The sequence below is a fragment of the Gillisia marina genome, from assembly GCF_000258765.1.
Taxonomy (GTDB): domain Bacteria; phylum Bacteroidota; class Bacteroidia; order Flavobacteriales; family Flavobacteriaceae; genus Gillisia; species Gillisia marina.
On record NZ_AJLT01000012.1, the window covers coordinates 74,880 to 95,095 of the forward strand.

Annotated in this window: 15 protein-coding genes and 2 pseudogenes; 7 read left to right on the forward strand and 10 right to left on the reverse strand. The window is 33.3% G+C overall.

Annotated features, from left to right (window positions below; all coding sequences use genetic code 11):
- Window positions 1-19: 19 nt before the first annotated feature.
- The 5 genes and pseudogenes from ON07_RS03805 to ON07_RS14435 all read right to left on the reverse strand — a co-directional run bounded on the left by ON07_RS03805 (window position 20) and on the right by ON07_RS14435 (window position 5,855).
- Entirely contained in the window at window positions 20-952 is a 933-nt protein-coding gene (locus ON07_RS03805; protein ID WP_010228331.1) for a UDP-glucuronic acid decarboxylase family protein, read from the reverse strand.
- 30 nt (window positions 953-982) lie between these two features.
- A complete protein-coding gene (locus tag ON07_RS03810; RefSeq protein WP_010228333.1) occupies window positions 983-2,377 on the reverse strand; it encodes a nucleotide sugar dehydrogenase in 1,395 nt (464 codons plus the stop codon).
- Complete coding sequence (locus ON07_RS03815; protein WP_010228334.1) at window positions 2,378-3,661, reverse strand: nucleotide sugar dehydrogenase; 1,284 nt, start codon at window positions 3,659-3,661, stop codon at window positions 2,378-2,380. It abuts the gene before it with no gap.
- A 12-nt stretch (window positions 3,662-3,673) separates the two neighbouring features.
- On the reverse strand, window positions 3,674-4,669 hold the full coding sequence (locus tag ON07_RS03820) for an SDR family oxidoreductase (RefSeq protein ID WP_010228336.1): 996 nt from the start codon (window positions 4,667-4,669) through the stop codon (window positions 3,674-3,676).
- Window positions 4,670-4,833: 164 nt separating this feature from the next.
- Window positions 4,834-5,855 (reverse strand): annotated as a pseudogene (locus ON07_RS14435) (NAD-dependent epimerase).
- A gap of 124 nt (window positions 5,856-5,979) precedes the next feature.
- Between ON07_RS14435 and ON07_RS03830 the strand changes: the two are divergent.
- The 5 genes and pseudogenes from ON07_RS03830 (at window position 5,980) to ON07_RS03845 (ending at window position 8,494) form a co-directional block, all read left to right on the forward strand.
- A complete protein-coding gene (locus tag ON07_RS03830; RefSeq protein ID WP_010228338.1) occupies window positions 5,980-6,444 on the forward strand; it encodes a thiol-disulfide oxidoreductase DCC family protein in 465 nt (154 codons plus the stop codon).
- Window positions 6,441-6,578 (forward strand): hypothetical protein, encoded by a 138-nt coding sequence (locus ON07_RS16660; protein WP_010228340.1) that lies wholly within the window; start codon window positions 6,441-6,443, stop codon window positions 6,576-6,578. The genes ON07_RS03830 and ON07_RS16660 overlap by 4 nt, the downstream gene beginning before the upstream one ends.
- A gap of 97 nt (window positions 6,579-6,675) precedes the next feature.
- Window positions 6,676-6,996, forward strand: coding sequence for a hypothetical protein (locus ON07_RS03835; RefSeq protein ID WP_010228341.1), 321 nt, complete (start codon window positions 6,676-6,678; stop codon window positions 6,994-6,996).
- Between the two features lie 99 nt (window positions 6,997-7,095).
- Window positions 7,096-7,588: pseudogene (locus ON07_RS14440) on the forward strand (Dps family protein).
- A gap of 15 nt (window positions 7,589-7,603) precedes the next feature.
- Complete coding sequence (locus ON07_RS03845) at window positions 7,604-8,494, forward strand: mechanosensitive ion channel family protein (protein ID WP_010228343.1); 891 nt, start codon at window positions 7,604-7,606, stop codon at window positions 8,492-8,494.
- A gap of 67 nt (window positions 8,495-8,561) precedes the next feature.
- Here ON07_RS03845 and ON07_RS03850 read toward each other — a convergent pair whose 3' ends face one another.
- The 3 genes from ON07_RS03850 to ON07_RS17655 all read right to left on the reverse strand — a co-directional run bounded on the left by ON07_RS03850 (window position 8,562) and on the right by ON07_RS17655 (window position 15,271).
- On the reverse strand, window positions 8,562-11,327 hold the full coding sequence (locus ON07_RS03850) for an outer membrane beta-barrel protein (RefSeq protein ID WP_010228344.1): 2,766 nt from the start codon (window positions 11,325-11,327) through the stop codon (window positions 8,562-8,564).
- Between the two features lie 286 nt (window positions 11,328-11,613).
- Window positions 11,614-14,745, reverse strand: coding sequence for a phosphoesterase (locus ON07_RS14445; RefSeq protein WP_316928076.1), 3,132 nt, complete (start codon window positions 14,743-14,745; stop codon window positions 11,614-11,616).
- A 76-nt stretch (window positions 14,746-14,821) separates the two neighbouring features.
- Window positions 14,822-15,271, reverse strand: coding sequence for a metallophosphoesterase (locus tag ON07_RS17655; protein WP_316928077.1), 450 nt, complete (start codon window positions 15,269-15,271; stop codon window positions 14,822-14,824).
- 58 nt (window positions 15,272-15,329) lie between these two features.
- Here ON07_RS17655 and ON07_RS03860 point away from each other — a divergent pair, with 58 nt between their 5' ends.
- Window positions 15,330-16,514, forward strand: a complete 1,185-nt coding sequence (locus ON07_RS03860) for a Pycsar system effector family protein (RefSeq protein ID WP_029331433.1) — start codon at window positions 15,330-15,332, stop codon at window positions 16,512-16,514.
- Here ON07_RS03860 and ON07_RS14450 read toward each other — a convergent pair.
- On the reverse strand, window positions 16,502-18,550 hold the full coding sequence (locus tag ON07_RS14450; RefSeq protein ID WP_316928078.1) for a GAF domain-containing protein: 2,049 nt from the start codon (window positions 18,548-18,550) through the stop codon (window positions 16,502-16,504). The two genes, ON07_RS03860 and ON07_RS14450, sit on opposite strands and share 13 nt — an antisense overlap.
- The gene (locus ON07_RS17660) at window positions 18,543-18,872 is read right to left on the reverse strand and encodes a hypothetical protein (RefSeq protein WP_316928079.1); all 330 of its coding nucleotides are present in this window, start codon (window positions 18,870-18,872) and stop codon (window positions 18,543-18,545) included. Before ON07_RS17660 ends, ON07_RS14450 begins: the two co-directional genes overlap by 8 nt.
- A gap of 132 nt (window positions 18,873-19,004) precedes the next feature.
- Between ON07_RS17660 and ON07_RS03870 the strand changes: the two genes are divergently transcribed.
- On the forward strand, window positions 19,005-20,120 hold the full coding sequence (locus ON07_RS03870; RefSeq protein ID WP_010228347.1) for a TlpA disulfide reductase family protein: 1,116 nt from the start codon (window positions 19,005-19,007) through the stop codon (window positions 20,118-20,120).
- Window positions 20,121-20,216 lie beyond the last annotated feature (96 nt).

Consider the following 20,216-nt stretch of genomic DNA (forward strand, 5'->3'; position numbering starts at 1 on the left):
TAGGATAATTGTCAAACAATTAAACAATACTTTTAAAATACTCAATAGTCTTTATTAATCCTGTTCCCAAATTAATAGTTGGCTTCCAATTTAATTTGTCTTTGGCCAAATCTATGATTGGTTTTCTTTGCATTGGATCATCTTCAGGCAAGTCATGAAAAACCACCTTACTTTTACTACCAGTTAAAATAATGATCTCTTCAGCCAGTTCTAACATTGTAAATTCCTTTGGATTACCAATATTTACAGGCCCTGTAAAACTTTTTTCAGAATTCATCAATCGAACCATTCCATCTATTAGATCACTTACATAACAAAAACTCCGGGTTTGTTTTCCATCTCCATAGATAGTTATATCCTCTTCTTTTAATGCCTGAACAATAAAGTTGCTTACTACCCTTCCGTCTTGGGGATTCATATTGGGGCCATAGGTGTTAAAAATACGCATTACTTTAATGTTAAGGTTATGCTGCCTATGGTAATCAAAAAATAAAGTTTCAGCACATCTTTTACCTTCATCATAACATGCACGAGGTCCAATTGGATTAACATTCCCCCTGTAACTTTCTGGTTGAGGGTGTACTTCTGGATCGCCATAAACCTCACTAGTACTTGCCTGCAATATCGGGATTTTCAAACGTTTTGCTAAGCCCAGCATATTTATTGCTCCCAATACGCTAGTTTTAGTGGTTTGAACTGGATCAAATTGATAATGTATTGGACTGGCAGGGCAAGCTAAATTATATATTTGGTCTACCTCCACAAATAATGGGTGAGTTACATCATGCCTCAACAATTCAAAGTTTTTATTATCTAATAAATGATGAATATTACTTCTAGAACCAGTGTAAAAATTATCAACACATAATACCTCATTACCTTCGTTTAATAATCGTTCAGATAAATGGCTGCCTAAAAATCCGGCACCTCCGGTTATTAAAATTCTCTTCATATCGTATTTTAAAATAAAATTATCTTCTAATTAATTTCCTATAACAAAAAAGTCAAATCCAATGCTCTGCAATTCGGCTTTATCCAACAATCTCCTGCCATCGAATAGGAAAGCTGGTTTAAGCATATTTTTGTAAATTTCATTCCAATCTAGTTCTTTAAATTCATCCCATTCAGTTAAAACCGCAACTGCGTGTGAATTTTTACAGGCTTCTTCAGCAGTACTAACTACACTAACTAAAGACCTATTTTCAGAGTCTGATCTTGTTCCTAAATAATCAAGATCTGCATAAATTTGTTCAGCTGTTACTTTAGGATCGTACACAACAATTTCTGCTTGTTCATTTAAGAGATAATCTGAAACATAAATCGCGGCAGATTCTCGTGTATCGTTGGTGTCTTTTTTAAAAGCCCAACCTAAGATCGCAATTTTTTTTCCGGAAACAGTGTTAAATAAAGATTTTACAATATTAGCAGCAAACCTCCGCTTTTGATGATCATTTAAAATAATCACCTGTTCCCAATAATCTGCAACTTCATTTAAACCAAAAGATTTAGCTATATAAACTAAATTCAAAATATCCTTTTGAAAACACGAGCCTCCAAACCCAACAGATGATTGTAAAAATTTAGCTCCAATTCTGGAGTCCATTCCAACTGCTTTTGCAACTTCATTAACATCTGCTCCAGTCTTTTCGCATAATTCGCTCATGGCGTTAATACTAGACACTCTTTGAGCCAAAAATGCATTCGCAGTTAATTTAGATAGTTCTGAAGACCATACATTTGTTGTTAAAATATGCTCCCTGGATACCCAATTAGCATAAACATTAACTAGAGCTTCAACTGCATCTTTTCCTTTAACAGTATCTATATCCCCACCAATAAGAACTCTATCTGGTGCCAATAAATCTTCGACAGCTGTTCCCTCCGCTAAAAATTCTGGATTAGAAAGAATTTGGAAATTCACTCCATTACCAGTATTTTCTAGGATGTTTTTAAGAGCTTCGGCAGTTCGAACAGGTAAGGTAGATTTTTCTACCACAATTTTATCTGTCTTCGAAACACGCGCTATTTGCCTCGCACAAAGCTCAATATATTTTAGATCGGCAGCCATTCCTTTACCAATTCCATATGTTTTGGTTGGAGTGTTAACTGATATAAATATCATTTCAGCATTATCTATTGCTTCATCAACATTTGTAGAAAAAAACAAATTTCTACCTCTAGCCTCTTTTACAATATCCGATAATCCTGGCTCGTAAATTGGAATATTATTTACATCTTCATCGTTCCAAGCAGCGATTCTTTTTTCATTTATATCTACTACGGTTACATTAATGTGAGGACACTTTTGAGCTATAATTGCCATGGTTGGACCACCAACATATCCTGCACCAATACAACAAATGTTTTTAATTTTCATCTATAATTTTTTATCACATTTAGAACCTAAAACACCTTTTACGTCATATACAACTGCATTTTCAGCTTTCAAAATTTCCAAATCTTCGTTTAAAAATTCCTTATGAGCAACGGCTAGTACTATACTATCAAATTTTTTGTTTGGTAAACTCTTAGAGGTAGTTAGTCCATATTCGTGCTTAACTTCTTCTGGATTTGCTAGTGGATCGTAAATAGTAATATTAACTCCATATTCTTTTAAGTTTTTAATAACGTCCACTACCTTAGTATTTCTTACATCCGGGCAATTCTCCTTAAAAGTTATCCCTAGCACCAATACTTCAGCTCCCTTTACCTTAATATCATTTTGCAACATCAATTTTACAACTTCAGAAGCGACATATTGCCCCATACTATCATTCATACGTCTTCCTGCAAGAATAATTTCTGGATGATACCCCACCTCTTGCGCTTTTTGAGCTAGATAATAAGGATCTACTCCAATACAGTGCCCACCAACAAGCCCTGGTTTAAATGGAAGAAAATTCCATTTAGTACCTGCTGCTTCCAAAACATCATTTGTATCAATCTCGAGCATATTAAAGATCTTTGCCAATTCATTAACAAAGGCAATATTAATATCTCGCTGGGAATTTTCAATAACCTTTGCAGCCTCTGCAACTTTAATAGTTGGAGCTAAATGAGTTCCTGCAGTAATTACAGTTTTATAAAGCTCATTAACTTTTTTTCCAATCTCTGGTATAGAACCGGCAGTAACTTTAAGAATTTTATCTACAGTATGTTCTTTATCTCCCGGATTAATACGCTCTGGAGAATAACCTGCAAAAAAATCTTCATTAAATTTTAAGCCGCTTATTTTTTCAAGAACGGGAACACATTCATCTTCAGTTACTCCTGGATATACAGTGGATTCATAGATAACGATATCACCTTTTTTGAGAACTTTCCCGATAGCTTCACTACTTTTATATAAGGGTGTAAGATCTGGTCTATTATTTTTATCTACCGGTGTTGGAACAGTTATAATATAATAATTGCAATCTTTAATGTCTTCTAAATTCGTAGAGCAGTAAAGGCCGTTATCATTAGAAGGCTTTGCAACCAAAGCTGATTTCAAGACATCATCTTCTACTTCTAATGTGGTATCCTTTCCATTCATTAATTCTGCTACTCTAGTTTGATTAATATCAAACCCTATAACCGGGAATTTGGTTGCAAATAATCTAGCAAGCGGCAAACCTACATAACCTAAACCGATTACTGCAATTTTAATATCGTTGTTCATTATATAGTTATATTATTTAAGATTTTTCCAATACCAATCCACAGCTTCCTTTAAACCTGCTCTTATATTATATTTTGGATCGTAACCAAAATTATTTTTTGCCTTATCTACTGAAGCTAAAGAATGCGGAATATCCCCAGCACGATTTGGGCCGTGTTTAATTTCAATATTTGCAATTTCAGGATCATACTTGGTCAAAAATTCTTTTAACAAAGTTGTTAGTTCCAATAAATTTGTTCTATCTCCTACAGCGGTATTATAAACTTCATTTAAAGCTTCTTTATTTTCTGATGTAAGCGCCAAAAGATTCATCTGGATCACATTATCTATATAAGTAAAGTCCCGAGAGTAAGTTCCATCTCCATTAATAACTGGAGATTCATGATTCATTAACTGAATAACAAATTTTGGAATAACCGCAGCATATGCTCCATTAGGGTCTTGTTTTCTTCCGAACACATTAAAATAGCGAAGCCCAACGGTGTCTAAATCATATGCATTTTTAAAAATATCTGCATAAAGTTCATTCACATATTTTGTAATAGCGTAAGGAGAAAGTGGTTTTCCAATAATATGCTCTACTTTAGGTAAATTTTCTGAATCTCCATAAGTAGAGGAACTTGCAGCATACACAAATCGTTTTACTTTTGCATCACGAGCAGCAACCAGCATATTTAAAAAACCCGATACATTTACTTCGTTACTTGTAATTGGATCTTTTAATGATCTTGGAACAGAACCTAAGGCAGCTTCATGCAAAATATAATCCACTCCTTTCACTGCTTTATAGCAGCTATCTAAATTTCTAATATCACCTTCAATTAAGGTGAACATTGAATTATCTTTAAATGTTTCTAAATTCTCACGCTTACCTGTAGCAAAGTTATCCAAGCATACTACTTGAGCCCCAAGATTAAGAAGTGATTCACATAGATTGGAACCGATAAATCCAGCGCCACCGGTTACTAATATTTTTGAAGACCTTAATTTAGAAAATTGTTCTTGCATTAAATGCGATTGTTTTGATTTACAATCGGCAAAGATAGTATTTCTATATTAAGGTAAGGGATTCAATATCTTAAAGAATTCTAAAAAGCTTAAATCTAATTCCGTATTTGTTGTGAATAATAACAAGTCTTGAATCTACTCATTAAAATTAACATTTTATAATACTAATAATACCCCGTATACCACGACAAGTACTTTTTCACTCCCTCCTTTATACTAATCTTTGGCTCGTAACCAAAATCATTTTGCAGGTCGCTTACATCTGCCCAAGTTCTCTTTACATCCCCTGCTTGCATTGGTAGCATTTCTTTTTTAGCCTTTAGTCCTAATTGATCTTCAATTTCAGTAGTAAAATCTAAAAGCTTTACAGGTTTACTATTACCTATATTATAAAGTCTATAATTAGATTTCTGATTTTCACCTTTGATAACAATACTCATAACCCCATCTACAATATCATCTATAAAAGTGAAATCACGCTCTAAATTCCCATTATTAAAAACTTTGATAGGATTTCCTTTTGCAATAGCATCTGTAAAAAGAAACATTGCCATATCTGGTCTTCCCCAAGGTCCATACACGGTAAAAAATCTAAGTCCTGTAGTTTTAAAATTGAATAAATGACTATATGTGTACGCCATTAATTCATTGCTCTTTTTCGTTGCTGCATATAAACTTATTGGCTTATCTACATTGTCATTTACAGAAAAAGGAATCTTTTTATTTTGACCATATACGCTAGAGCTGGTGGCATAAATTAGATGTTCAATATTATAATTTCTACAACATTCTAATATATTTAAAAAGCCAACAACATTACTATCTATGTAGCTTCTGGGTTTTCTAAACTATATCTTACCCCTGCCTGAGCAGCAAGGTTGCACACTATTTTAAATTTATGCTCTTTAAAAAGCTCCGGAAGAAACGCTCTATCTTCCAAATTCAATTTATAAAATTGAAAACTAGAATACGACTCACTTTCGATTCTGACATTATATTCAGCAGCACTCGCTAAAACTCCTAATTCCTTAAGGCGATCGTACTTTAGATCAACATTATAATAGTCATTCAAATTATCTAAGCCTATAACCTGAAAACCTTCGTCCAATAACCTCTTTGCTAAATGAAACCCAATAAAACCGGCAACTCCAGTAACTAAAATTTTATTCCCAATCTTTTTTTGCATAGAATTGCTTTACTATTGTATTAACCTAAGCGCAAGAATATCAAATGCATTCAGCATTTAGGCAGTTTCCACAAAAGTATCAAATTCAAATTTTATAATTTTACTTTTTCAGCAATACCACAACATGTTTCAAAAAATAAACAAAACCAACTACCCGCCGAATAATTCTATCTTAGTTTGGGATGGAGAATGTAAATTTTGCAAGTGGTGGAAAACCAGATGGGAACTTAAGACCGAAAAACGCCTGACTTTTAAAACTTATCAAGAGGTCTCTTCTCAATTCCCGGATATTCCCGTTAAAGAATTTAAAAAGGCGAGTCGACTTATCGAGACTGATGGCTCTATTTATTCCGGACCGGATTCTGCATATAGAAGTTTATATATTGCAGGAAACAAAAAATGGCATTTTTGGTATTCAAAATATAAGTGGTTTCAAAAAGCGAGTGATGTTGGTTATAACCATATTGCAAAAAATAGAAGTTTCTATTACAAAGCAACCATCTTTCTTTTCGGAAAAAATCCCAAAAAGCCTTCTTTATATTGGCTATATTATCTTCTAGCCGTAACACTACTAATTATTGCATTATGAAATTCATTAAAACTTACTGGCTATATATTGTTGCCGCACTCATCACTTTAATAGGAATAGTAACCGGTTGGTATTTGTTTATATTCTTCGCAATTCCTTTTGCGCTCTTCAGCAGAAAAGAGAAGGAAGAATAGCGCCCTATTTGAGTTAAACTTATACTAAACCAACACCCCAATTTGCATTTAGGCTAGCATGGCTGTAACTTCAAACTAAATTTAAATTAAGATAAAAATGAAAGATTACGGGACATTATCACAGGCTATAAATAAATTGAAATTAGAAGAAGGTTACGAATATGACTTCAATTTATTAGATGAAAAAATCGAACTTAAATCTGAATCTTCTAAATATCATGTTAATGACTTTGATGTCGATAAGGTTTTAAGATTTGAAGGTATGAGCAATCCGGACGATAATGCAATCTTGTATTGTATTACCACGAAAGATGGAAAAAAAGGAACATTAGTCGATGGCTACGGTATTTCCGGTGGACAGGTTTCTAAAGAAATGTTGAAAAAATTAGATTTGAAAAATCATAGGCCAACCGATTAATCATGAGTTAAAATTGTATTAAACATGACTCGTAAATTGTGAAGCACCAACAACTATCATATTTTTGTATGGTATTTTAAGAATCAATAAATAAAAACTATGAACTATTTAGGATTAGACGATAAAAAAACTGCAAAAACTGTTGAGGAACTTAATATTCTTCTTGCAGATTACCATTTATATTATCAAAAATTAAGAAATTTTCACTGGAATGTCATTGGTAAAAGCTTCTTCGACTTACATGAGAAGTTTGAAGAGCTTTATGACGACGCAAAATTGAAAGTAGATGAAATTGCGGAAAGAATTCTTACCTTACGCTATCAGCCAGCTAGTAATATGAGTGATTATCTTAAGTCTTCTAATTTAAAAGAATCTAAATCTGATCTTTCGGATTCACAAATGATCAAAACTTTATTAGACGATCATGGAATTATTCTTAAGCAAATGCGTAAAGTAACTGAAATAGCGGATAAAGGTGGAGATGAAGGGACTATAGACCTTATAGGTGCATATATTAGAGAGCTGGAAAAAAACAAGTTGGATGCTAGACGCATGGAAAATGAAAACTAGCGATACTCACAAGACAATTTAAAATAGAAATCAATATATGTTCAAAGAATTCAATTTAAATGAATCTATTAAAGGGATATGGGATAAAATGGCCTCTTGGCTAGATTCCTTAATTCTTAACCTCCCCAATTTTTTACTTGCCGCAGTTGTATTTATAATATTTCTGTTTATTGCGAAATATGTAGCAAAACTGGTAGATAAATTACTAAGAAGAAAAGGTTCTCAAGATTCTATAAGGCAAATTTCCTCTAGGGTTGCTAAAATAATAGTAATCTTTATTGGGTTCTTTATTGCCTTGTCATTATTAAACTTGGATAAGGTTTTAACCTCTGTACTTGCTGGTGCCGGTGTGGTTGGACTTGCAATTGGTCTTGCACTTCAAGGCACGCTTAGCAATACTTTTAGTGGAGTGATCCTAAGTTTCCTACCAGAAATACAAATTGGAGACTGGGTGGTAACCAATGGGTATGCCGGCGAGGTTTTTGAAATTAACTTGAGAAATATAGTTATTAAGGAATCTGATAATAACTATGTAATGATTCCAAACTCTAAAATTGTAGATGAACCATTTAAGAATTATACTAGAACTGCTAGATCCCGAGTCATGCTTAATTGTGGTGTAGGATACAGTAGTGATTTAGAATTTGTTCAAAAATTAACTACCGAAACTATGGAATCAATTTTTCCGCAAAGAGGAAATGAAGAAGTAGAATTTATGTTTGAAGAATTTGGGGATAGCTCTATTAATTTTGTGGTTCGTTTTTGGACAGATGTTACAAGAAACCGAGACGTGCTTATGGCAAAAAATAAAGCAATTATTGCTTTGAAGAAAGCTTTTGATAAAAACGGAATTAATATTCCATTCCCTATCAGAACTATCGATTTCACAAATAAGTTATCTATTAATGAGCCTCAAAAAGAGGAGTAATAATAGGATGATGTTATTAATATATAAAAGCCTCTGTAATTAATTGCAGAGGCTTTTTTATTAAAATTTAATCGAACCAAAAAGTGCTCTTTCTGGTTTCACCTTTTTTACCTAAAGTATTAAACTTATAACTAAAGCCGAGCATAAAATACTGTTGTAGAACGGTACTCTCTGAGTCTTGAATATAATCCTGAGTGGCTGTTCTTTGAGAATTAGTATTCTGGTTAAGTAAGTCGTAAACTTTCAGGCTTATAGTTCCGTTGTCTTTTAAAACAGAATAGGCTAAGGAACTATTCCAAAAAACAGAACTTGTTTCAAATCCTGGCGCTACATCTGGATTAAAAATATATTTAATATCATTATACCATTCTAATTTCTTAGGATAAAAGGTGGTTGTTCTAAGTCTCACCTCATGTCTTAAAAATTTTCTATCATCAAAATTATCAAGATCAAATTTATTGCTTGTATAATTTAATTCATAATTAGGTCTAAACTCAAACAACTCTTTCCAAGTAAACTTGAAACCTAATTTTGGACTATATGAAAAATTCTTACTTGCATATTTTATATCGTTATTGAAGTTAACATTGCGACTTGCATTTATTCCTATACCTACATCTATATTAAACGTCCTAAGGCTATCTATAGAAATGTTCTTGCTGTAATTAGTATTTCCAAATATTTGATAATAACCATCCACATTATCGTACGTAGTTGTTCTAATAAAAGATGGGTCTATTGTAGATCTTGAAACAACCCTATCTTTAGCCACATTTATATTTAGATAAGTATACATTCCTGTACGAGTTTGAAAATCATAATTATTCAAGTTCAAATATAAATAGTGAGATTTAGTAGGCTTTAAATCTGGATTTCCTTGAACAATGTTTAATGGATCTGATACATCTATATAAGGAGATAGTTGTCTTATTCCTGGCGCATCATGGGATAAGCCAAAACCACTATAAAGAGAGGTCTTCTGGCTAAATTTATAACGAATATTTCCGTTGTATTCAATGGCATTAAATTCATTTTTAAAATTTATATCCCTAACTGCATCATCACTTTCTAGAGTTCTAAAAACATAACCTGTATTTAATCTAATTCTAAACTTATCCTTTTCATAAGTTAAACCAATTTCTGGTCTGGAGGTTCTGTTTACATTCGAAAAATCTGTACTCTGGTTTTCATTTAACAAGGAATAAGAATTTGAATCTTGATCCAGATCATAAACAAATTGAGCATCATCCCTATTCTGATTCTCAAATTTATATTCTAGATCCATAAAAACTTTTTTTGCCAGTATAGGTACACGAACACTGGTTTCAATCTCGATTCCACGTGTTTGCAAATTGCCATCGGTAAATTGATCTCTAATAATTTCTTGAGGATCATCACCAAATATCAAGGTTTCAGATTGAGAAAAATTATCATTATTGGTGTCATTTAATTCATTTTCCATAGAGAGTTTTACAAAGCCTCCATTGGCACCATACTTTTTATTAAGAGTAAGATTTCCCTTAAAATTCTTTCCTTCTCTTAGTGCTTCATTATTAGTATTTGAAGAATTGGTTAACTCCTCATTCGAATTTAAGGTCTCTTCTGAACTTGCAAATCGTGAATCTCCCTTTGTATAATTAAACCTGGGTTTAAATTCAATAAGAAAAGTAGAGTCAATTTTTGCCTTTAAATTTAAATTGATTGCGTGGTTATCACTATTGCTATCTGAATTTGAAATTAGGTTTGAAAAATATCTTCGTCCGGGAATAATATTTTCTCTATTTCTAATTTTATCTTCATAGGAATTTGATGCAGAATAAAAATAATCTGATGAAATCTCAACTTTTTCACCAATATTATCTGCGTAATTTACCCCCGCTGTTCTAGAATTAATAATGCCTTCTCCTCCTCCAAAAACTCTACCTCCAAAGTTCAAACCTCCGCTACTGCTAACGCTTATATAATTTACATTACCGAACATTTTTTGAATTTCCCCGAAACTAAAACCGGGCGAATTAATATTATTTCCTCCCGAGAGCGCACTAATTCGCAAATCATTATCGAAATAATTTAAAAGACCTGCATATTCAAAACGCTCATCTGTGCCACCGCCTGCCGCAACCCGACCGAAAATTCCTTTATTTTTCTCCTCGTCAATTGTGATGTTTATAGTTTTATTCTGATCATCACCCTTTTCATTATTAAAGGCTTCAGAATCGGTTTTTGTATCTGTTACCTGAATCTTTTCAACTATCTCTTTCGTTAAGTTTCTGGTTGCAATCGTTGGGTCGTCTCCAAAAAATGGTTTTCCATTAACAAGAATTTTGTTAACCGGTTTACCGTTAACAGTGATGTTCCCTTGGTCATCTACTTCTACCCCTGGAAGCTCCTTTAAAAGATCCTCCACATTAGCATCTTTTTTGGTCTTAAAAGAAGCTACATTAAATTCCAATGTATCCTTCTTAATAGTAACCGGTGCTCTCCTACCTTGAATTACTACATCTCCTAAAGATTCTATTTGCTCATTCAAAGAAATAGCATCTAACTTCAGAATTCTATTTTCATCCAGTGTAATTAATTTCTCATATGGTTTATATCCCACAAACGAAATATATAAATTGACCTTTGACGCCTGAGTTCTACCTTTTAAATCGAAAACACCGAGTTTATCTGATATAGTATAGGTAATAAGTGAACTATCTTTAACCGATTCTACAAAGACCGTTGCTGTTTCCAAAGGAATTTTAGATTGTCCATCTACTAATTTTCCAGAAATAGAAAATTCCTGTGAATATGAAAATAATGAGATCGTAGTAAATAAGAGGCTTAACAAAAAAACGGTTAAACATATGAGTTGAATTAATTGGAAAGCGAATAACAGAAAAATCTTCAAAACTAAATTGATAGTTATCCGTTTTAAGTTTTTTTTAACATACGTAGCAGTCTATAAAAACCTGATGATATAAAAAAGCCTCTACAAATTGTAGAGCTTTTTTATTGGTATACTTTCGATCGATAAATTCGAGAAATTATATCCCGAATAAGAATCTAAAATTTAAATCCGAACCCGAAAGTGAATCTCATGTCTTCTTTACTATTAAATAGGCTAAATTGAGCACTCAGGCATCCGCACTATTAATCCAAAGTCCTCCTCCATAGCTATCATGCCATTTATTACTATCACTTTCTTTTGTCCATACTCTTCCCAGATCATAACCTCCAAAGACACCAATCTGAAATGGCAAGAAAGATGTTTTAAATTGATTAAAGCTATATCGTAGATCTGCCCCGGTAGCGAAAGACTTCTTTCCGGTAAATCGTTGCTGTCTAAAACCTCGTAAACCTGTATTACCTCCTAATTGTGCTGCTTGATAAAACTCGTAATCATCCCCAATATTAAAGTGAGCTTGAACTTGTGATTTCAATACCAATTTTCGGTTTTCAGAAAGCGCGTTATAAAAGCCTAGGTAAGGTTTAATATATCCGAAATTACTATCAAGATCTTCCAGATTTATTTTTCCTCCCCCATTTAATTCAAATTTCATTCCTCGAGTTGGATTTAAGTTATTATCATAACTCTCGTACCTATATGTTGCATCTAATCCACCAAAGAATTTTCTTTCAAAAAAGTCCGGGTCGTTAGAAACAAAATCTTCCGTGATAAATCTTTCTTCGGTCTCATCTACTTTGATTCCTTCAAAATTAGCCATATATCCAAAATAACTTCCGAAGGGCGATTTCCTTACAAAGCCAAATTTAATCCCAGCTCTTCCTATTTTAGTTCTATTATAGTCGAAGTCTAAATCATCATCAAAATTTGGAGTTTCATTTCCGAAGCCAAAGAAATTATTCGAAGCATTAGGGCTGGAAAAGTTAAGTCCAACTAATAAATTAAAATTTCCTAATATTCGAGCAAATTCCCCTTGGTAACTAGCATCGAAACCGCTTGTAGCAAAATAATAGCCCAAACTATACGTATTTCTCGTGGTAAAAGGGTTTCTCTTAAAACCATTCACAGTAGAGACGCTTTGTATACCAATCTTGATTCCGTCATCTGGATTATAACCAAAACCGGGTACTATAGACCCCGATTTAAAGGTCTTCTTATCCTTATCGAACGTATTTTGTACATAATTGTCTCTAAACCTAATTTTAGCTTTCCCTTTTGAAACTACGGTACTTGGCTTGCTTAGATAATCGTATATCTTAACTTTTCTTCCACTATTTTCATCCACATCATAAATGTCGTTATTCTGGCCTCCAATAACTCTTACAAAGATTAAATTCTGCTCAGATTCTCCTTTCACTCTTATAACATCATCATCATCCAAAGCGTATAACCAAATTTCATCTGTATCTTCCTTAGTATACGTTTTATCACTAACCAGATCTGCTTTCTTACCGTCCTTTATCCTAGAAACAGTAATTCGGGTTTTACCTTCATCTAAACGTTCAATTTCTACGAAATCATCTTTATCTGTTCCGGTAACTATAGCCAATTTGGCCATATAATCGTAGTATCTTTTAGCGATATCCACAATATTCTCCCTTCTCCCTTTCAAGCTTTTTACTATAAATTCAGTCGTTTCGTTTCTTGTAATTTCCGGCAATTCTAAAAATGCTTCCTCAATTATTTCGTCGGTTATATTTTTCTGAATAAATTCAGCTTGTTCTATCCAAGCTTCTCTACCCACATTCTGAATTAGCGTTCTATCCATTCCGGTAGCAGCAGTATTAAACCATTTTACGTCTTTAATATCATCGCCGTATACCGCAAATTGATTTGCAAATCCTGCTAAACCTCTTAAGGTTCCAAAAAATGCTCCGTCAAAATTTGAAAATGCCTGATCGCGATCTCTGGGGATTGGCAAGAATCGCTTGGTACCGTCAGCCAATTCAGTTTCGGCCCATTTCCATTGGTCTTGATGCCTGTCCCAGTCTCCAATAAGCATATCGAAAATTCTAGCCTTGATATAAGCTTTTTCATCAAGGAAATATTTTTCATCTTTCCTCAATTTTTCTAACATATCAGAGGTGCTTAAAATATCCTCTGTCTCCTCTCCAAAAGATTTCATACTAGCCCAATCGTCTTCCGGCCTTTCCACAATCATATAAAGTTCATCCCCAAATTCTGAATTATATTCTTCTAACGCTTTTTGCTTAGGCACATAAAACAATTTAGGATTTGTATGGTACAAGCCAATGGCATCGGATAGTTTTGGAATGGCAAGAAATGCATATGGATGAGCAGCTGTATAAAAGTCTTCAATTACATTTTCAGCAACTGTATTCTCCAATTCATTTTGAACAGGAGTATCCTTAAAGGCTACAGTTTGTAAAAATTGAACTGCACTTTTCTTTAGACGACGCATATTGTAATCCCGTCCTAAACTATCTTCTAATCTAATTGAAATAGTTTGATGCCCTCCTCCTTTAATCACAGGTTTTAGTCCACCGTACAACGTATCTAAATTTGCAACTTTTACAGATATAGGTTTCCCGTAAAGATCTCTATATCGCTGACCCCATACACTTTCGTATAATCCTGTTTTTTCAGTTTCTTCTTCACTATAAATTGAAGTAACAATGGATTCTGGAAATTCCGTTGGTAAATGTGAAACATCATATGGTTTTGGAGCAGAAAAAACTTCTTTTTGGTATAAAAGCTTTGCCTTATTATTTTCATTTCCATAGAAGCTAGCCCAAGAAGAACCGTCCTCAAAAACATCGTAAACTGCAAATCCTTGACCTGGATAAGCAAAATAACCATCGTTACTTAATACCGCATAAGAGGCTTTAGATCCCGAGCCAGCAACAATTTGTTTAACACTATCATGCTCTATATACTGTAAAGAATGTTCATGACCAGAAACAAACAATAATCTTTCCGATCCTTGTGCAATTGTTTCCAACCTCTTTACTAAAGACTTATACCTTTCATTTTGTGCATCTTGAATAGAAACCCCTCCGCTCGTTCTAATTAGAGCTGCTAAAGATCCTAATATAGGTATGGGAATCTTCTTTTGCGAAGGATATATATGCCTAGTAAATTCGTATTGACCTCCATGAACCCCGTTGGTATACAAAGGGTGGTGCAACGCAACAATAATTGTTTTATTCTGATTTTTCTGCAATTCTGAAGCAAGCTCTATAAACAGTGCTTCTCTAGTTTTAATTTGCGGGCAGTTATCATTGATCGTTGGATGCTTATCCCAATCTTCTAAAAACCATTGAGAATCTAATGTAATCAATTCAATATTCTCTGAAATTTCGATTACATCAAAACCACATCCCGTTTTTGGGGCCCAGATTAAATTTTCTTTTAATTTAGACTGTAAATATTTTTTTTTGACGTTCTAATCCATTAATGCCCTCATTATACCAATCGTGATTTCCAGGCACAACTACAACCTTACCCTCGTATTTTTCGAAAGCATCTAATTGTGCATCCAATCTATATTCTGCAGCCTCACGCTCCGGACTATCTTTTGGCGGCATCCCAACAGGATAAATATTATCACCTAATAAAATTGTATAATTATCGGACACTTTAACGGAGTCCATATAATTTTTAAGGGCTATTAAACCTTCTGAACTTCCTCCTGGAGGGGAATATCCACCATCTCCCAATAGATAAAAAGATTTCTCTATTTTCTTGTCTGTAGGATATTCAAAATTTTCGGTTGGTTCGCCTTCTCTGTATTTAGGATCATAGGTAGAGCATCCAATAAGCAGGAAAATGGCCAATAAAGTTAGAAAAATGTTATTTTTTTTCATAAAATTCAATAGGGCGTTTTTTTTTTGTAATTTGGCTTTTTATCTAATCGATATTTCCATGACAGAATTAATAAAAAAGGCAGATAAGTTTGTTCTTAATTTATTCAAAGAAAAACTGCCAAATACATATATTTATCACAATTATAACCACACAAAGCGGGTGGTTAAAAGTACTAAAGAATTAATTGAGAATTCGGAAATAAATGTTAAAGAAGAAGAGGTATTGCTCTTAGCTGCTTGGCTTCACGATACCGGATATACAGTTAAATTTGAAGGTCATGAAGAGGAAAGTGTAAAAATTGCCAAAGATTTTTTACAGAAAAATAATGCAGATAATGAAACCATAGAATTGGTTTCTAAATGCATCATGGCTACCAAATTTGGAGTTGTCCCAGAAACTAAGCTTGAAAAAATTATTAAAGATGCAGATTGCTCTCATATTGCCAAAGACTACTTCGATGAGACAAGTGAATTATTAAGGCAAGAAATGCAACTTTTAAATATCCATAATTATACTCCTGAAGAGTGGCTAGCTGGAAATGTTAGTTTGTTTACAGATAAGCATCAGTTCTATACAGATTATGCTTCCAAAAACTGGAAAGCTGGAAAAGATAATAATCTTTCAGAATTATTAGAAAAACAAACGAAAAAAGTCAGGAAACTAAAGAAAGAAGAAACTAAAGCACGACTTAAGGCAGAATATAAGAACAACAACCCAGAGAGAAGTATACAGAGTTTATTTAGAGTAACACTTCGAAACCATATTAAATTAAGTGACATTGCAGATACTAAAGCAAACATCTTGCTTTCGGTAAATGCTATTATTATCTCACTTGCATTGGCAAACATTATCCCAAAATTAGATGCAGTTACCAACAAGCACTTATTAATCCCAACCTTAATTCTGGTGATTTTTAGTGTAGCTTCTATAGTGCTCTCTATTATGTCTACCAGACCAAACGTAACTACCGGGGAATTCACGAAGGCACAGGTAGAAAGTAGAGATATTAATCTCCTGTTTTTTGGTAATTTTCATAAAATGCCATTCGAGCAATTTAAATGGGGAATCAATGAAATAATTAAAGATAAGGATTACGTTTACGAGTCCCTTATGCTAGACCTTCACCTTTTAGGAAAAGTTTTACATAGAAAATACATGCTTTTAAGACTTACTTATACAGTGTTCATGGTGGGAATTATAGCATCAGTACTAAGCTTTGTAGTCGCTTTTTACCTTAAATAATCCATTAAGCCTTCATATGTAATGGCTTTATCTACAGCATCTTCATCCGGGTGATATAAAACATTTACCCGAATTGCTTTTAATCCAATTACTCCTTGCACGTCTTCTAATTCGAGTAACTCAACCTCATCTCCAAGATATTGTTTGATTTGCAGATACTTGATATACCTTAAATATTCACGCTCATCACTGCTTTGCGAATAAACAATGGAAATCTTCCCCTTCTGAGTAATTCGCTCTTCAGTATTTTTTATAAAAGCCTTATCTATGCGTTTTTTGATGATCTCGTAACGTGCATTATATGTACCATCTACATCGAATTTCTTCTCATCCATTCTATATCTAATAGACAGTGTGCTGTTAAAAACTAATATTAAAGAAGCTGCGTCTAACTGAATTGGGGTGTTCGTTTGAAGCTGATAGAATTTGTTTTCCATCTCACACATCGTAGCTAGCTGCCACAACCTAAGATTGTACAAATACACCTCATTAAACGGTTTATTATTGGTTAAAGAGGAACCAATATAAATGTTATGATCTACGCCATCGGTCTTATAACGTTCAAAATAATGCGGATATATTTTTTGAGCCTCTACTTGTTTTTTATCAAGCAATCTAGCCATTGTCCTATTTATACGTTGTACCGTATTGTCGTAATTTTTACGATGATTGTAAATTATTCCGGTTTCCGGGTTTAATTGTTTCTGATAATTTTTAACCAATTCATTTAGTTCTTCCGATTGATTACTTAAATGTTCCATCAACGGATTCACTTCTTTCTGAAGTAAATTAAAAACCCGCTGCTCACTTGAAGCATTTAAAGTATCCTGAAGATCTTCTTTAAAATCTGTAATTCTAAACCGCACCTGATCGTAAATTGGCATATTTTCTATCTGATATGCCATGTCTATAATATGTTCGATCTCTTCCAATTGATGCATAAGATCGTCTTGAATCGCAGAATTTCGAGCATCAGAAGAACCCACAATATCTATTTGACCGTAAAGAGGATAAACATCTTTAAACGCAATGTCTTTAAATGAAGCTAAACCGTCATGATTAAGATCTTTAATAAATTGTTTTGCTTCCCTATCGAATATCCATAGTACACTAGGGTGAATAGCTGTGCATTCACTTTGGATTACAGCTTTTACTTTATTCTCGAATTCACTCCTATTTCGCTCTACAGCAGTCACGATATAAGGTAGTATATCGTCTAGTTTAATAGCATTTATACTATTTAATTCGTTTTTTCTATAAGAGACCAATTCTAAAATTCCCCAAAGTTCATTTTCTACAGCAATGGGAGCCAGAATACAACTCATCACATTATTCTCTAAAAGATTTTGCGACAATAAATTGTGACCTGTATCATTCGCATAACGCTCTACATTGGTAATAGAAAAATAGGTTTGCTCTTCTATAAGCTTTTTAAAGGTTTTATCGCAAACGCTCTCTTTACATTTATTTTCAGGCTTATCATTGAGAATAAAACTAAAAGAATCCCGATTATCCATTCGCTCAAATACCATTCTATCTTTATTGAAAACAGTAAAGCCAACTCTTAAATCCGGAATTCTATAAATTGATTGAAAAATCTCTTGAAACTTCAATAATTCCTCTTCATCTGAAGTCTCTTTGTGAAGCAATGTGGTTTTCAAATCAGAGATCGCATCATCTACAGTAACATCGGTTAAATTCATAATTATAAAACCCTTGAAAATCCAAGTTAATGGTGGGAATTTCTCTTTCCAAAAGTCTACATCATCTATATTCTGAATTAAAAGATCTACATCGTCCTCTGTAATATCAATCGCGTTCTCCCCTTTTTCGATATCCATAAAATCGGCATTCATAGCCAACCTGTAATGTTTTAGTATTCCGGTTGCATCTGGTATATCGTAATATAAAGGCCTTGAAAAATCTATCTTATACCCATAGTAATTATTAAGTATAAGAATACATCCATAGATATAGAACATATCTTCATTCAGGTTCCGCATTTTAAGATCGAAACCTTCTCCTGCATTATCCAAGATTTTTTTTGAATCTGCTAGAGGTGTTGAATATGATGTTATGAAAAGGTACAGTAGCTGCTTTAATTTCATTTTTACTTAAAATTTTAGGGAAAATCTCATCCAATAAAATTTTAATAACATCTTTAAATTTAGAAAGATCATTAGGGTCTTCTATCCCATCTTCAAGTTTAGGAAAAGAGGACACATATTCTAATACTTTGGACATGTATTCCTTAGATATACTACTTTGTTCCTCATCTAATAGAAGTCTATATTCTTCTATAATTTTATGGAAACTTATTTTTATATCTAAAGGAAAATCCTGGAGCTGATTTTTCATATTTATATTTATAGCCTAAAATTACTATTTCTTTTAGTGCTCAACCTGCGAACCCTTGAAATTAACATTTTTTTACAAACTTAATTCAACTATCCAAAGTGAGTTATGTATTTTTGCTTAAAACATACTGAAATGAAACGATTTTTTACAGCTATAGCAATACTTGCGATCCTTGGATGTGCCAAGGAAAAAGAGGGATATTCCATCTCTGGAGATCTCAAAAATATTGAAGATGGAAAGATGATTTATCTCTCTGAACTCGATGCAAATAATCAGCCTAAAAAATTAGATTCTGTTGCCGTAAAAGACGGACAATTTATGTTGGATCTTCCAGAAGTTGAAGCTTCTAATTTAAACTTTCTCACTATTGAAGGAGTTCGAGGAAATGTTTTATTTGTTTCAGAAAACGAACCTATAGAATTCCAAATCTATAAAGATAGTCTTCAAACTTCTGAAGTTAAAGGAGGAAAAGAGAACAAGTTACTATATGCTTATTTAGATCATATCAAAGAGCTAAATATGAAAGTAGGGAAAATCAGGACAGATTTGCGTATGCAAGCTACCACTACCAGAGATTCTTCTGCTATGGCTAATTTGCAGAAAGAGGAAGAAGGTCTTAGAAATAGCGACATCGCATACAAGAAAAAAATTGCTAAGGAAAATCCGAATAATTTTGTTTCAATCCTTGTACTTTCAGACATGATTAACATGGGAGCTTCCGCAAATGAGGTAAAAGAACTTTTTGTAAATCTTTCAGAAAAAATTAAACAAACTTCTATCGCTAAGGCTTTAAAAGAAAATTTAGATAAACGAAGCGCTACCGAAATAGGTAGTAAAGCTCCGGAATTTACAGCTCCAAATCCACAAGGAGAGCAAATTGCACTTAAAGATGTGCTGGGAAAAGTAACCTTAATAGACTTTTGGGCTGCTTGGTGTAAGCCGTGTAGAGTAGAAAATCCTAATGTTGTAAAGGTATATGAGAAATATCACGATAAAGGTTTTAATATCTTAGGAGTATCCTTAGATAGAGCCGGACAAAAAGATAGATGGGTTCAAGCGATTAAAGACGATAATTTAACTTGGGAGCAGGTTTCCAATTTACAATTCTGGAACGATCCTGTTGCTACCTTATACAATGTGCGAGCGATTCCTGCAGCATTTCTATTGGACGAAAATGGGGTAATTGTTGCAACCAACCTTAGAGGGGAAGCTTTAGAAGCGAAGGTGAAGGAGTTATTGGAGAAATAATTCTAATTAATCACATTTCGACAAGCTCAATGTGACAATATTAATGTCAGGCTGAGCTTTTCCAAGACTCAACATATTAAATAGCATAATAAAAAA